This window comes from Flavobacterium sp. LAR06, from assembly GCF_041946075.1.
Classification (GTDB): domain Bacteria; phylum Bacteroidota; class Bacteroidia; order Flavobacteriales; family Flavobacteriaceae; genus Flavobacterium.
Map to the genome: position 1 here is coordinate 12,245 of NZ_JAUTYT010000016.1, position 13,967 is coordinate 26,211.

At 32.8% G+C, this 13,967-nt stretch carries 14 protein-coding genes and 1 other RNA gene; 9 read left to right on the forward strand and 6 right to left on the reverse strand.

Features of this window, described 5'->3' with window-relative positions:
* The first annotated feature begins 11 nt into the window (after positions 1-11).
* The 3 genes from Q7C23_RS19965 (at position 12) to Q7C23_RS19975 (ending at position 2,072) form a co-directional block, all read left to right on the forward strand.
* On the forward strand, positions 12-869 hold the full coding sequence (locus tag Q7C23_RS19965; RefSeq protein WP_375034150.1) for a hypothetical protein: 858 nt from the start codon (positions 12-14) through the stop codon (positions 867-869).
* A gap of 341 nt (positions 870-1,210) precedes the next feature.
* Positions 1,211-1,693 carry a BON domain-containing protein gene (locus tag Q7C23_RS19970; RefSeq protein ID WP_375034151.1) on the forward strand — a complete coding sequence of 161 codons (483 nt, stop codon included), beginning with the start codon at positions 1,211-1,213 and terminating at the stop codon, positions 1,691-1,693.
* A 7-nt stretch (positions 1,694-1,700) separates the two neighbouring features.
* Entirely contained in the window at positions 1,701-2,072 is a 372-nt protein-coding gene (locus tag Q7C23_RS19975; protein WP_375034152.1) for a LysM peptidoglycan-binding domain-containing protein, read from the forward strand.
* 312 nt (positions 2,073-2,384) lie between these two features.
* Here the strand turns inward: Q7C23_RS19975 and Q7C23_RS19980 are convergent, their stop codons facing one another.
* Positions 2,385-2,678, reverse strand: a complete 294-nt coding sequence (locus Q7C23_RS19980; RefSeq protein ID WP_375034153.1) for a hypothetical protein — start codon at positions 2,676-2,678, stop codon at positions 2,385-2,387.
* Between the two features lie 123 nt (positions 2,679-2,801).
* Between Q7C23_RS19980 and rnpB the strand changes: the two genes are divergently transcribed.
* From rnpB to Q7C23_RS19995, 3 genes are all read left to right on the forward strand, one after another.
* Positions 2,802-3,117, forward strand: an RNA gene (rnpB, locus tag Q7C23_RS19985) — RNase P RNA component class A.
* Between the two features lie 30 nt (positions 3,118-3,147).
* Complete coding sequence (locus Q7C23_RS19990; protein ID WP_375034154.1) at positions 3,148-4,398, forward strand: cation:dicarboxylate symporter family transporter; 1,251 nt, start codon at positions 3,148-3,150, stop codon at positions 4,396-4,398.
* 93 nt (positions 4,399-4,491) lie between these two features.
* Positions 4,492-5,406 (forward strand): ketopantoate reductase family protein, encoded by a 915-nt coding sequence (locus Q7C23_RS19995; RefSeq protein WP_375034155.1) that lies wholly within the window; start codon positions 4,492-4,494, stop codon positions 5,404-5,406.
* Between the two features lie 12 nt (positions 5,407-5,418).
* On the opposite strand, the gene Q7C23_RS20000 is transcribed toward Q7C23_RS19995, so the two are convergent.
* Positions 5,419-5,613 carry a hypothetical protein gene (locus Q7C23_RS20000; protein WP_026984339.1) on the reverse strand — a complete coding sequence of 65 codons (195 nt, stop codon included), beginning with the start codon at positions 5,611-5,613 and terminating at the stop codon, positions 5,419-5,421.
* 233 nt (positions 5,614-5,846) lie between these two features.
* On the opposite strand from Q7C23_RS20000, the gene Q7C23_RS20005 reads away from it, so the two are divergent.
* The gene (locus Q7C23_RS20005; protein WP_375034156.1) at positions 5,847-6,389 is read left to right on the forward strand and encodes a hypothetical protein; all 543 of its coding nucleotides are present in this window, start codon (positions 5,847-5,849) and stop codon (positions 6,387-6,389) included.
* A 29-nt stretch (positions 6,390-6,418) separates the two neighbouring features.
* Here the strand turns inward: Q7C23_RS20005 and Q7C23_RS20010 are convergent, their stop codons facing one another.
* Both Q7C23_RS20010 and Q7C23_RS20015 read right to left on the reverse strand, forming a co-directional pair.
* Positions 6,419-7,108 carry a response regulator transcription factor gene (locus Q7C23_RS20010; RefSeq protein WP_375034157.1) on the reverse strand — a complete coding sequence of 230 codons (690 nt, stop codon included), beginning with the start codon at positions 7,106-7,108 and terminating at the stop codon, positions 6,419-6,421.
* A gap of 10 nt (positions 7,109-7,118) precedes the next feature.
* Entirely contained in the window at positions 7,119-8,477 is a 1,359-nt protein-coding gene (locus Q7C23_RS20015; protein ID WP_375034158.1) for a sensor histidine kinase, read from the reverse strand.
* A gap of 138 nt (positions 8,478-8,615) precedes the next feature.
* On the opposite strand from Q7C23_RS20015, the gene Q7C23_RS20020 reads away from it, so the two are divergent.
* Positions 8,616-10,733, forward strand: coding sequence for a TonB-dependent receptor domain-containing protein (locus Q7C23_RS20020; protein WP_375034159.1), 2,118 nt, complete (start codon positions 8,616-8,618; stop codon positions 10,731-10,733).
* 49 nt (positions 10,734-10,782) lie between these two features.
* Here Q7C23_RS20020 and Q7C23_RS20025 read toward each other — a convergent pair whose 3' ends face one another.
* Together Q7C23_RS20025 and Q7C23_RS20030 are read right to left on the reverse strand one after the other, a co-directional pair.
* On the reverse strand, positions 10,783-11,388 hold the full coding sequence (locus Q7C23_RS20025) for an RsmD family RNA methyltransferase (protein ID WP_072976100.1): 606 nt from the start codon (positions 11,386-11,388) through the stop codon (positions 10,783-10,785).
* On the reverse strand, positions 11,385-12,206 hold the full coding sequence (locus Q7C23_RS20030; RefSeq protein WP_375034160.1) for a DUF3822 family protein: 822 nt from the start codon (positions 12,204-12,206) through the stop codon (positions 11,385-11,387). The genes Q7C23_RS20025 and Q7C23_RS20030 overlap by 4 nt, the downstream gene beginning before the upstream one ends.
* Positions 12,207-12,536: 330 nt before the next feature.
* On the opposite strand from Q7C23_RS20030, the gene Q7C23_RS20035 reads away from it, so the two are divergent.
* On the forward strand, positions 12,537-13,961 hold the full coding sequence (locus Q7C23_RS20035; protein ID WP_375034161.1) for an ATP-dependent RecD-like DNA helicase: 1,425 nt from the start codon (positions 12,537-12,539) through the stop codon (positions 13,959-13,961).
* Positions 13,962-13,967 lie beyond the last annotated feature (6 nt).

Genomic DNA, 13,967 nt, shown 5'->3' on the forward strand with positions numbered 1-13,967 from the left:
ATTCTCTATTCATGAAAAACAAAATCAAATTTGAGCTCTTAACTTCTGAATTATTCATTTTAGGAATATTTACTGTGTTAGTAAATGACTTTTACTTAAAGTACGAATTTTCAAATATCATTACCGGAAAATTAAGTGACTTTGCTGGACTCTTTATATTTCCATTTTTTCTTGCGGTATTCTTTCCAAAGCAAATATTAAAAATCTATTGTTTAACCGGAGTGTTTTTTATTTTTTGGAAATTTCAGATATCAGATGGATTTATTAATTGGATTTCACAAAGTCTTAATCTGGCATTTTATCGAACGGTAGACAGTTCAGATTTAATTGCTTTATCTGTTCTGCCTTTTTCTTATCAGTATTTTAAAAGGAAATATGTAGAAGATAAAAAATCATTCTTTCTGGTAAATTCTTTAATAGGTACATTATGCGCTTTTACAATTTTAGCAGATAGCCAGCCCAGACAAAAGATTGCACTTAAAATAAAATCAGATAAAGTTTATCTGATGCCAATTAGCAAGAAAAATTTATATAAAAAATTGAATGTAAATACTATTGGAGGAAAAATTGAAGAATTAGAAGGAGATATTAATTTTTCGTTTGACATACCAGAATATAACACAACTGCAACTGCAATGACCAGAATCACAGAAGATTCAAAAGGGAATTTATTTATAAAAGTTGATAGCATTACTGATATTACAGTTCGAGGAAAATTGATTCTGGGAATTAAAAAGAGTGACTTGGAAGGCACTAAAAAGTTGACTAAAAGTCAATTGGAGTCATTCTTTGAACAAAATTGTATTAAAGAACTTTTGAGTAGAGGTTTTTTTAAAAGCGATACGTTCTATGCCGGAGCAAAATATTAGTAAAGCTGTTTCAAAATACTCCGCTTTCTCCAAATAAATCATCTAATCCAGCGGGAGTGAAACGAAAGAAAAATTACATTCCCTTTTCGAAAAATACGGGCAGCAAATGTTTCCTCCTGATTATTTAGACTAGCTTTTAGTTTCCAGCCGCAGTCACAATCGCAGTCACGGCATTCGGTCTCAGTATTCAGTATCACGGAGTGAAAACTGTCAATGTTACTGCAACTGCGACCGTAAAGTTAAGAAAACTGGAAATAATATAAATTTGATAACATAATTGTGTAAAATGTTGATTTTTAATTTGTTAACTTTAAGAGTTACTAAACTAAAAAAATATCATTATGAAAATTAAATCAATTTTATTAGGAATGAGTTTTGCTTTTCTGTTGGTCGCCTGTGGTCCTAAAGATGCAGATATTGAAAAAGAGATAGACGCAAAAATCAGTGGCCTGGCGGGAGTCGATGTTACGGTTGTAAAAGGTGTTGCTACTATTTCTGGTACTTGTCAGGATGATAGCGTTAAACAAAATGCGGAGAGTATTGTAAAAGGAGTGAAAGGCGTAAAATCTGTGGTCAATAATTGCGAAATTATAGCTCCGGAACCTATAGCGGCCGAACCTGCTCCGGTTGAAATTAATCCGGATACTGTTTTAACAACTTCGGTTAATGAGGTGGTGAAAGCTTATAGTGGTGTTAGCGTTACTGTTGCTAATGGTGTTGTAACACTTACAGGAGAAATTAAACGCAGCCAATTAGCACCTTTAATTCAAAGTGTGCAGGAATTGAAACCTAAAAAAGTAGAAAACAAATTAACTATTAAATAATGATGTTATGAGTTTACAAGAGAAATACAAAGAGTTAACAGATTTGGCTTCTACTTTGGGTGTAGCAAATTTACAGGTTAGAGAACAGGAAAATGTATTGTATATTGATGGCACAGCAAAATCTGCAGCTGATAAAGAGAAACTTTGGGATAGCTACGGAACATTAGATCCTGATTACAGATCGGCTGATGTGGTAATGAATATCGAAGTTGCTGAAGGAGCTACTACAGAATATACTGTGAAAGGTGGGGATTCGTTGTCAAAAATAGGCAAAGAACACGGCGTTTCATGGCAGGATATTTTTGAAGCCAATAAAGATATTATTAAAAATCCGGATCTGATTCAGCCGGGATGGAAATTGAAGATACCAACTTCGTAATTTAATTGCGGGTTGTTTTGAAAGTCTGTCATTTTATGATGGACTTTTTTTGTTTAACCGCGAAGAGCGCAAGGGATTTACGCGAAGGTCGCTAAGTTTTTTTTCTCATTTTATGTCATTGTGAGGAACGAAGCAACCGCATTTGCTGAATAATTTGCTTTTTTGCTTCGTTCCTCGCAATGGCAGGATTGTGGTAAATTTGTTTAAACAAAACGTCTTATGAAACCGAGTGCCCTGATGGGAGGGAAAATCCTTTTGTGGTGGGGTTGACCACAAAAGATTGGAAGGACAGCAGGATTAGCTCCTGAGAATTCATCTTCCCTTTATACTCAAATCAAATAAAAATTTTGCGGTTTCCTGATCGGAGTCGGCGGAGAAACCTGCTACATAAACGCCCTTTTTGCCCGAATTCGATTTAATTCCGTATACAACTGCCTCATCGCCTGGATCTGAATCCCCTTCGTATCGATACACATGTACAATTTCAAATTTTTCAGGATTTTTTTTAATCATGTCCGAGTTCAGATTAAAATCACATGTAAATCCTTTTTCATGAAGTTGATCTAAAGCTTTTGAAACAGTTGCGTAGTGATACATTCTTGTCATGATAATTGATTTAAAAATTAAGGATTTTAAAGGTAACCAATTTAAAATTAAATTGTTATGAAAAATTTATAAAAATCGGAAATTTAAATGGCTGATTCTTCGTTGATAAATCGCTACTTTTGCACCGCAGACCGCCTTATCGTCGCTCAATTCGTTGGGGGGAGGAAAGTCCGGACACCACAGAGAAGCATAGCGGGTAACACCCGTCGGCGTTAGCAATAACGCAAGGACAAGTGCAACAGAAAGTATGTACAGGTAATGCTGTAGTGAAACCAGGTAAACTCTATGCGGTGAAATACCAAGTATATCAGCATTTAAGGGCTTCTCGTCCGTTGTTGAAGGGTAGGTAGCTTGAGTCCAGTAGTAATGCTGGATCTAGATAAATGATAAGGCCCTGATTTATCAGGGACAGAATCCGGCTTATAGGTCTGCATTTTTTATATATTTGTGAAAGCTCTAAATCACTTACATGAATATCACTACTCCAAATGCTTCTCCAAAAACTAAGAAAAGCACTTTTCATTCTATAATTACCAATCTTACTTTTTGGGTTTTAATTGCCATTATTGCCGGTGTTTTGCTTGGACATTTTTCGCCCGAAAATGGTGTAAAAATGGAAATTGTCGGAAAAACATTTGTCGATATCATCAAGCTATTTATTGGCCCTATTATATTCCTGACGATTGTTTTGGGAATTTCCGGAATGGGAAATTTGAAAAAAGTAGGCCGAATTGGAGTGAAAGCTTTGTTTTATTTTGAAGTGGTTTCGACAATTTCATTGGCAATTGGGGTTGGAGTTGCCTATTTTTTTCAACCAGGCAAAATTGACAAATCAGGTTTGGCTTTGCAGGATGCGAGCAAATACACGAATCACGCTGCGGAGAATTTTTCGTGGCTGCAGTTTTTCCTTTCTAATTTTACGTTACAGGTTTTGTTGGCTGCGATTGTTTGCGGAATCGCTTTGAATTTTTATCAAAAAAGAGAACAGACTATTTTGGTTTTAGAACGTTTCTCGAATGTAGTTTTCCTCGGATTGAAATATGTAATGTATTTGGCTCCAATTGGGGCTTTTGGAGGAATGGCTTATACCATTGGAAAATTCGGGTTGCAGACTTTGATTCCACTAGGAAAATTAATGCTCTGCGTTTATTTGACGATGGCTTTATTTGTCTTCATGATTTTGGGAACTATTCTAAGATATTATAAAATCAATATTCTTTCGATTCTAAAATACATCAAAGAAGAACTTTTATTGGTTTTGGGAACATCTTCTTCAGAAGCCGCTTTGCCAAGTATTATGGTGAAACTGGAGCAAATGGGATGCAGTAAATCCGTTGTTGGTTTGGTGATTCCGACGGGTTATTCTTTTAATTTGGACGGAACTTCAATTTACTTGTCAATGTCGGTTATATTTCTCGCTCAATTATATGATGTGCATTTGAGTTTTGCTGAGATTTTGAGCGTAATTGGGATCTTGATGATTACTTCAAAAGGAGCTGCGGGCGTGACAGGAAGCGGTTTTATTGTTTTGGCCTCAACATTAACAGCGATTCATAAAATTCCGGTTGAAGGTTTGGCTTTTTTATTGGGCGTTGATAAATTTATGAGTGAAGCCAGAGCAATTACAAATTTAATTGGAAATACAGTGGCAACGATTATTATTTCGAAAACGGAGCACGATTTTACGGAGTTGAATTTGGAGCCTGTTGTAGAGGAATAATGTGTGTTTTGCCACGAAGGGACAAAGACGCTAATTTTTTTTTAAAGTAAGAATTTGTGTCTTTGAGATTTAGTGGTATTTAATAAGATTGTTATGAAAAGAATTGGAATTTTAGGACTTGGTGGAGTAGGAGGGTATTTTGGTGGACTTTTGGCGAATGCCTATTATAACTCTGCTGATATTGAGGTTGTTTTTATTGCCAGAGGCGCAACAAAAGATGCCATCGCCGAGAATGGATTGAAAATTATCAATGATGATTCTGAAATAATTGCCTATCCAAAATTGGTTTCAAATGATCCTGATGAAATAGGTGTTTTAGACTATTTAATTTGTGCTACCAAAACGTATGATATTGAGGAAAGTTTATTTTCCCTGCAAAAATGTATTACTTCAAAAACTGTAATTCTTCCTTTATACAATGGTGTTGATGCGCCGGAACGTATCCAGAAAATATTCCCTGAAAATGATATTTTACAAGGTTGTGTTTATATAGTTTCGATGATTGCTTCACCTGGTACAATTCGCAGATTAGGGTTTTATGAAAAACTGTTTTTTGGTTCAAGGACGACATCAATTGCTAACTTAGAAGAACTGCAAAACATTCTTCAAAAAGCTAAAATTGAAAGCTTTTTGGTTGAAAATATTGAAGAAACGGTCTGGGAGAAATTTATCTTTATTTCAGCTTTGGCTTCAGCGACTTCTTATCTGAATCAGAATATTGGCGAAATTCAAAAGAAAAAGAAATCTATGAAGGTTTATGTGGAATTGCTTCATGAAATTGAAGCAGTTGCAAAAGCAAAAGGATTGCAATTGCCTGATGATATTGTAAATCAAACGATTATTAAGCTTGAAAAATCGCCTAAAGAAGCAACTTCATCCATGCATAGAGATTTACTGGCCAATAGAAAAACAGAAGTAACTTCGTTGACACAATTTGTAGTCAACGAAGGCTTAAAATATGGTGTTGCAACTCCTCTTTATGAAAAGATTGCAAATGCATTATTATAAAAATGCAACCGTCTACGATTCGTCTTTTGTAGTTCTAACTAAACTAATTCCAGATGTAAAGAAAACGATTCCAAGGATACCGTAAATAATAAGCGATTTAATATCTCGCTCTCCTCCTGAAGTATCAGCAAAAATAACTGCTGTGTAAATAAGACCTACAATTCCAAGAATTGTAAGTATTCCTCCAAATAATCTTTTTAGGTTCATGATTTTGATTTTTAATGTTTATCAAATTTACATTCTAAAAAGTTTTTGACTGTTATACAATTACTTAGAGAAATTATATGATTTGCAGTAGAAGAAGGGGCTGCAAATTTTAAAAGAATATCACATGACAGCCAGGTAAACCCCACTGATTCATTGTAAGAAAATATTTTATTTTTTAAGTAGATTGTTTTGTTTAAATACTATTTTTGGCACAACTAATTTAAAAACCACCAATGAAAAAAAAATACTTAATCGTTATTTTATTTGCCTTCTTAATTAATGCATCTTATGCACAAGATGAAGCCGTTACATCTGTTCAAAAAAATCAATTTAAAGTTAATATGTTTTTACCAGGTTTCGTTTGGGAACATGGTTTTGACGCTAAAAACACTTTATACTCTGAAGCTAGTTTAGGTTTAGGATTCTCATCAAATTCTAATGAGTCAAATTTTGCATTTTTTCCGCAAATCGTTGAGCAATTTCGTCATTACTACAATCTTGAAAAAAGAGCGACTAAAGGAAAGAGAACCGCATTTAATTCTGGAAATTATCTTGGCTTAGTAGCCGCTTATAATTTTGAATCTATTTCGACGAATGATAAATATAACGAAGCAGTTCCTTCCGTTACAGTAGGCGCGCTTTGGGGATTACAGCGTACTTACAAAAGAAAGTTTAATCTGGAATTTAGCGCAGGTCCCGGAGTGAATTTTGATAAGTATGAGACAGAATTTGTACCTCTTGTAAATTTTACATTAGGCTGGGTGATAGGAAAATAAATAGAATTTAAAATAGAAAAACCTTGATGTCAGGTTTTTTCTATTTTAAATTCCAATCCAATATTACGAACACTCTCAATCTTGATTTTAGGATCTGAATTAAAATATTTTCTAAGCCTGCTGATAAAAACGTCCATACTTCGGCCTGAGAAATAATCGTCTTTTTTCCAGACAGACATTAAAATTTGATCTCGCTTTAACAGCTGGTTATGGTTTAGATATAAATACTCGATGAGAGAAGCTTCCATTTCTGTGAGCTGCTGAACGTGATTTTTATTGTTGAGGGTTAATCTTTCATTATCAAAAACATAAGAGCCAATTTCGATTATATTATTTCCTTCCAGAGTTCTCTTTTGTTCGATTCTTTTCAGAATATTCTGCAAGCGCAGAATCAGTTCGTCGACTTCAAAAGGTTTTATGATATAGTCGTCTGCACCTAGTTTTAGTCCAATGATTTTGTCTTCTTTTAACTTTCTTGCCGTTAGAAAAATAAATGGAATTTCAGGATTGATTGTAATGATTTTTTCTGCCAATGAAAATCCGTCCATTTTAGGCATCATTACATCAAAAATACAAATATCAAAACTTTGGGTTTTAAAATAGTCTAAAGCTATTTCTCCATTTTCTGCCCAGATTACTTCGAATTGATGCAGTTCTAAATATTGTTTTAAAATGGCTGCAAAATCAAAATCGTCTTCAGCTAAAAGTAGTCTTTTCAAAATAAGGTATTTAAACTTTTAATAAAATAGTAAACTCGGTTCCTTTTCCTAAATCGCTTACAACTTTAACAGTACCCTGATGCGCTTTTACAATTTGATCTACATAATAAAGGCCTAAACCTAAACCTTTTGTATTGTGCAGGTTTCCCTGTTCTACGCGATAAAATTTGTCAAAAAGAAGTGATTGTTTGTTCTTTTCAATTCCGATTCCGTCATCTTCAATACTGATCGAAAACTGATTTTCTACGATTCTGGTTTTTATGGTAATCGTTTTTGAACAATATTTTACAGCGTTTTCCAAAACATTTAAAAAAGCGGTTGTCAAGTGGAATTTATCTAAAATCAAAATGGTTTTCTGCGTTTGAAAATCGGTTTTAAGATTAATTTTTGGAAATGTAATTTTAAAATCATTTACAATGGATAGCAGAAAATCTTCGGTTTCTATTTTTTCTTTCTGCAATTCGATTTCATTTTCTGCCAATGAATTCGCCATAACCTGATCGATCAGATTCTGTAAACGATTATTCTGGCGTGAAATCGTATTGACAATCGCATTAAAATTTTCATCGTTTTCACGAATGTTTTTCTGCTCTAAAATTTTAGTAGAAATACCTAAAGTTGCCAACGGCGTTTTAAGTTCGTGCGTGATATTGTTGATAAAATCAGTTTTGACATCACTTACTTTTTTCTGTTTGATCAAAGCTTTAATTGCAATTACAAAAAGTGTAATTAGCGTTACAATGGAAAGTAAGGATAAGATCAGAATGAAAGTCATTCTTCTTAAAATAATCATTTCCCAATCAATAACAGAAACGTACATGGAGTCTTCTGTCAATAATTTATAGTCCTGATTTTCAAAAGTTCCGTTGGTGGTTCCAACATAATTCCGAACCAGAAAGGCATTATTTAAAGAAGCTAAATTGCCGTATAATTTATTACTGATAAAAGGTTTTTCAGAGAATATGGTATCTGCTTTCTTACTGTTTTTATACAGAATATATTTGTTGAGCACGATGGCAAAATCAATTTTCAGATTGGGTAATTCTCTTTCAAACTTACGTTGGATTTTCTGCGTTAAAAGAGCACTGAACTCATTTTTAAGAATACTGTTTTTAATATCTATTTTAGAATTTTTTCCCTGAAGATAATTCTTTGATAATGATTTGTATAGGGCTTCTTTTTTAGCTACAAGAACCGAATCTATATCGCTGTAATTGTTAGAAATCTGGCCAATTTCATTTTTAATTTCCGTATGAAACTGCGCCACTTTATAATCATAAGTGGTTTTTACCAAATAGCATTGTACCGTCGACAAAACGATTAACGCTATGACTGAAAATGCTATTAATAAATTGATTCTTTGTTTCATACAGCTTGAAATTCTTTCCAAAAATAAAGCTTTTATGATACAATTTGAGCATTAACCCCGCATTAACCTTCAATTAACTTTCGCAACACTTTTTTAGAAGCATTTTTGCATTCAATCTAAACCAAAAATCTTTTTAAAATGAATGTTTGTCTACCTGTAAAACTTTTTATAATCCTATTGCTTTTTTGTTTTTCCCTTTTAGGAAATGCCCAGAATAGAACTCCAAAAGACAGTATTTCCAATAACCTGAACGAAGTTATTATAACTCAAAATAAAAAAGCATTTTCAAATCAAAATGGGAATATTAAATTGGATGTTGCCAATTCTATTTACAATTCGATTCCAAACACATTGGATTTATTAGCTAAAATACCAACGGTTCAGGTTAGTGCCGATCGGGAAAGTATTTCGGTTGTGGGAAAAGGAACCCCTTTAATTTATATTGACAATCAAAAAGTGGGCATGAACGATTTAAATGCTTTGGCTGCCGCCGATATCAAAACGATCGAAATTATTCAGAATCCATCTGCGAAATATGAAGCTGAAGGCCGTGTCGTCATTTTGATTACACGAAAGTTTAGCAAAAAAGACAGTTTTAGAACAGAGATTTCTGAGGTTGCTTCGTTTAAGAAAAATTATAATAATTATCTCGGATTTAATTCTAATTTCAAAAAAAACAAACTAGAGCTGAAAGCTAATTTTAACTATAATCTATTGAAGCCCTGGGAAAACCACAGTATTGATTATCAAATTACAAATGCTGATATTGCTTCAAAATATGATGTAACAGCCGATAGTAAACAAAAAAGACAATTTGTTTTTGGCGGCGGTTTATTTTACAAAACAAATGAAGATGATTATTTTTCGTTTAATATAAATAGTAGGCTGCAGACAGACATTTTTCCTATCAATACGATAACAGAAAATAAAAACCAGCACGTTGTAAATAATGTTGTAACGTATAGCGATAATGTGGGTAAAAAGAACTTCGTGAACTCTTTTTTAAATTATAATAAAAAGATAAAATCAATCGATACACAAATTTTTACAGGTTTTCAATATTCTAATTTTGATCAGACATCGTGGAGTGAGGTTCAAAATAATTTTAATGAAACGCAATTCGAGTTGGCTCAGATTCGGGATCAGAGGTTCAAAGTCAATGTTTTTTCGGGCCGAATTGATATTGAAAAAAAACTTAAAAATGAAATGAAATTTGAAATAGGAGGACTGTATTCAGCGGCAGATTCAAAATCTGATTTTGATATTTTTTATTATGAAACCAATACAAATGAAATAAGTCATTATGATTTTAAAGAAGAGAATTTAGCGGGATACAGTCAACTTTCCGGAAAAATTAAGAAGATCGATTTCTCTGTTGGAGTTCGGGTTGAAGAGACTACTATAAACGGAAAGTTTAAAGCAGATTTATTGCCGTTGATTGCTAAAAATTACGCTAATTTTTTTCCGAAAGCACAGTTTACATTCCCTATTGACAGCACAAAAAGTGTGAGTTTTAATTATGCTAAAAGTATTTCGAGACCTAATTATTCCTCATTAAGTCAGGGAGCTACTTATATCAATCCTTATTTTTTATATGCGAGGAATATTAATTTGGGGCCAACAATTATTGACGAAATTTCGACTACTTTTCAATATCATGATAAATCAGTTAAATTAAGTTTTACGCACGCCAAAGATCCTGTCCACAACAGTTTTTCGTTTGATGATCAAAAAAATATTATGACTTTTCAGGATATAAATTTTGATAAAAGTTCTGGATTTACAGCCGATTTCACATTGCCGTTCACCTATAAATTTTGGACAACAACTAATTCGTTGGTTTTTATTTTAGAAAAAATTGAAGATCAGTCTGCAGCATTCCTGGCATCAAAACCCTATTGTTATTATAGTTCAAATAATGAATTTAAACTTCCAAAAGACTATTCTTTTGTTTTGATTTTTTGGGGATTAACAAAACAATATACAGGAGTTTTTGAAACAGCTCCGATGTTTGTAGTAGATATGGCGGTTTCAAAAACCTTCTCTAAAAATTGGAATTGCACTTTAAGCTGTAATAACGTTTTTAAAAATAATATTCAGGCCGAACAATTTACGATTAATAGTATTACTTCTAAAGCAAGATATGTCGTCGATAATCATGAGATTTCAATAGCAATGCGATATTCTTTTGGTAAAGTAAAAGAAACCGAATTCAAAGAGAAAAACATCGATGAAAATTCAAATAGAATTAGATAAAAGAAAAAGCCCTTGAATTTCAAGGGCTTTTTTATGCTTAAAAAGAGAATTATCCTTCGTCTTCTTCTGTAACTTTTTTTAGCGAATCATCTGGTAATTCTTCATCATCATCTGTCGAGTTTAATTCGAAGAAACTAAAAAAGGAGCCACCATAACTTTTCTGGAAAGAGAAATTACTCAAATGCTCCATTTTGGTGTATTTGGAATGTTCGATAATCATCATGCCATCTTCGTGCAATAAATCTCTTTCGAAAACCGTCAGCACAATTTTTTCAAACGCAGCCTGATCTAATCCGTAAGGCGGATCGGCAAAGATAATATCGTAAGAAGTTTTGCAGTTTTCCAAAAATTTATAAACATCACTTTTGGTTGCAGCGATATCAAAATCATATTCTGATGAAACTTGTTTGATGAATTTAACGCAGCCGAAATCTCCATCAACAGAAGTAATGGGCGCGCTTCCGCGTGAAGCGAATTCAAAACTAATATTGCCTGTTCCCGAAAATAAGTCTAAAACTTTTAAACTGTCAAAACTAAAATGATTGTTCAAAACATTAAATAATGCTTCTTTACTCATGTCAGTTGTAGGTCTTACAGGAAGGTTTTTTGGCGGAAAAATGCGGCGTCCTTTGTATTTTCCAGAAATGATTCTCATGATTGAAATAAGATATAATGTTTTTGATTTTGTGCAGTAGAAAAATTATTTTTCTCTTGTAATGTGCTTACATCTAAGAAGGAAACATTACGAATGTATTTATACGCGATGGCATAAAAAGGGTCATTTTTTTCTATTGTACCTAACAATTCGAGTGGAAAAATCTCAGGATTTAAATTCGATTGCTCGGCTGTAAAAAGCAGGTAATAAATAAAATCTTCAGGTGTATTATATTCAAAAGAATTAAATAATAACAGTTTTTGATTTTGAACTACAATAATTTCAAAATGTTCCGGATTAAAATTAACGATCATTTTTTTATCATCGTTATTTCTTGAAGCATCAAGAATTTTTTCGACTAAAATGCTGTTAACATGTTTGTAATCAAAAGATCCGACATTGTCAATCAGGAAATTATTAATATTTACATATGGAATGTAAACTGCATTCATTTCGTAATTTGAAATGGTATCGAAGGTAAAAAAATCAGTTTCAAACACTTTTGTATTGTACTGTAAATAGCTGCCCAGATAATTTTCATCAAAAAGCGCAGTTGGAACAAAAGTGGAAAGATTGTTATTATGAATGACCATTATTTCGTCATACGTATCTTTTAGCTCTGGATACTTTTTGAAAGCATCACTAAACGATTCTTCGATTTTAGTCGCCTTTTTAGTGGGATCAAAATGAATTTCATTAAAAGAAGTAATGGTATTATTTAAGGTATCAAAACAACAAAAAGAAAATCCGGTCAGGGAAACCTGAATAGAAAGTTTTTTATAATTTTTTGATGTAATATTAGTATTTTGAAATGCCATAATTTGATTTTCAATTCGTTACCTGTTATAGTATCAAGAAAGAATTTAATTCGAACACAAACTTACAAATTAAAAAGCAAGAATAATAATTGCAATTTCAAAAAACAATTTTAAACAGATTTTAAGGTAATGTTAAGTTTTTTTCACCATATAAGCCATATAAGTTCAATTATGCAGAGGCGCATAGCAAGGCATCTTGTTAAAAGGAATTTAAGAATATGTAAATGCAGAAATTAAATGATCTTATATGGCTTATATGGTGGAAAATATTGATTTTTGACATTGAAATTGATATTTAAAAAACCGTACTTTGTAGTTCAATTTTACCCTATGAATTCAGCATTGTTTTACGGCATTTTACAAAGAAAATTTCCTTTTGCACCAACTCTGAAACAGGATATTTTTTTTCAAAAAATTGCCATTTTTTTAACCGAGCCTGCTAATGATACGATTTTTGTACTAAAAGGATATGCCGGAACCGGAAAAACAACGGTGATTTCGACTATTGTAAATAATTTAGGAGAAATTAATAAGAAGTATGTTTTGCTGGCGCCAACGGGCCGCGCGGCAAAAGTAATTGCCAATTACTCGAATACTCCTGCATTTACTATTCATAAAAAAATATATTTTCCTAAAAAATCTTCTGGTGGAGGCGTGGCTTTTACCAAACAGGTCAACAAACATAAAAACACGATTTTTATCGTCGACGAGGCTTCGATGATTTCGGATAGCAATTCTGATTCGAAATTGTATGATAACGGATCGCTTCTGGATGATTTGATTCAGTATGTTTATTCTGGAACCAATTGCAAAATGATTCTTTTAGGGGATACGGCTCAGTTGCCTCCGGTTAATTTAGATATTAGTCCTGCGCTTGATGTACATACTTTAAATGCCCATTATGACAAGGAAATTGAACATATAGAACTCGATGAAGTAATGCGTCAGGAAGAAAATTCAGGGATTTTATATAATGCGACTGAATTGCGTGAATTACTAAAAGATAGTTTTATTACCGAATTTAAATTTAACGTAAAAAAGTTCAAAGATATCGTTCGTTTAACCGATGGATATGATATTCAGGATGCCATTAATACGGCTTACAGCAATTATAGTATTGAAGATACGGCCTTTATTGTGCGCTCGAATAAAAGAGCCAATCAATACAACGAACAAATCAGAACCCGAATCTTGTTTAAAGAAAGTGAACTTTCGGTAGGTGATTTTTTAATGGTGGTAAAAAACAATTATTTCTGGCTGAAAGAAACCGATGAAGCCGGATTTATTGCCAACGGAGATATTATTGAAGTTTTGGAAATGTTCGGCATTAAAGAACTATACGGATTTACTTTTGCAAAAGTAAAAATTAGAATGGTCGATTATCCGGATCAAAAACCTTTTGAAACAGTTTTGCTTTTAGATACAATAAAAAGTGAATCTCCGTCATTAACTTATGAAGAATCCAATCGCTTGTACGAAGAAGTGATGAAAGATTATGAAGATGAAAGTACAAAATATAAGAAGTTTCAAAAAGTAAAAGAAAACGAATATTTCAACGGCTTGCAAGTGAAATTTTCCTATGCCATAACCTGTCATAAATCACAGGGAGGGCAATGGGATACCGTTTTTATAGAACAACCGTATTTACCAAACGGAATCGATCGTGATTACATTCGATGGCTGTATACAGCTATGACGCGTGCTAAAAATAAGTTATATTTGATTGGATTTAAAGACGAAAGTTTTGTAGATTAAAATAAT

Bases quoted from the DNA above. Each gene is read 5' to 3' on its own strand.
- Q7C23_RS19965 (WP_375034150.1), top strand. From the start codon at position 12: ATGAAAAACAAAATCAAATTTGAGCTCTTAACTTCTGAATTATTCATT.
- Q7C23_RS19970 (WP_375034151.1), top strand. From the start codon at position 1,211: ATGAAAATTAAATCAATTTTATTAGGAATGAGTTTTGCTTTTCTGTTG.
- Q7C23_RS19975 (WP_375034152.1), top strand. From the start codon at position 1,701: ATGAGTTTACAAGAGAAATACAAAGAGTTAACAGATTTGGCTTCTACT.
- Q7C23_RS19980 (WP_375034153.1), bottom strand. From the start codon at position 2,678: ATGACAAGAATGTATCACTACGCAACTGTTTCAAAAGCTTTAGATCAA.
- Q7C23_RS19990 (WP_375034154.1), top strand. From the start codon at position 3,148: ATGAATATCACTACTCCAAATGCTTCTCCAAAAACTAAGAAAAGCACT.
- Q7C23_RS19995 (WP_375034155.1), top strand. From the start codon at position 4,492: ATGAAAAGAATTGGAATTTTAGGACTTGGTGGAGTAGGAGGGTATTTT.
- Q7C23_RS20000 (WP_026984339.1), bottom strand. From the start codon at position 5,613: ATGAACCTAAAAAGATTATTTGGAGGAATACTTACAATTCTTGGAATT.
- Q7C23_RS20005 (WP_375034156.1), top strand. From the start codon at position 5,847: ATGAAAAAAAAATACTTAATCGTTATTTTATTTGCCTTCTTAATTAAT.
- Q7C23_RS20015 (WP_375034158.1), bottom strand. From the start codon at position 8,477: ATGAAACAAAGAATCAATTTATTAATAGCATTTTCAGTCATAGCGTTA.
- Q7C23_RS20020 (WP_375034159.1), top strand. From the start codon at position 8,616: ATGAATGTTTGTCTACCTGTAAAACTTTTTATAATCCTATTGCTTTTT.
- Q7C23_RS20025 (WP_072976100.1), bottom strand. From the start codon at position 11,388: ATGAGAATCATTTCTGGAAAATACAAAGGACGCCGCATTTTTCCGCCA.
- Q7C23_RS20030 (WP_375034160.1), bottom strand. From the start codon at position 12,206: ATGGCATTTCAAAATACTAATATTACATCAAAAAATTATAAAAAACTT.
- Q7C23_RS20035 (WP_375034161.1), top strand. From the start codon at position 12,537: ATGAATTCAGCATTGTTTTACGGCATTTTACAAAGAAAATTTCCTTTT.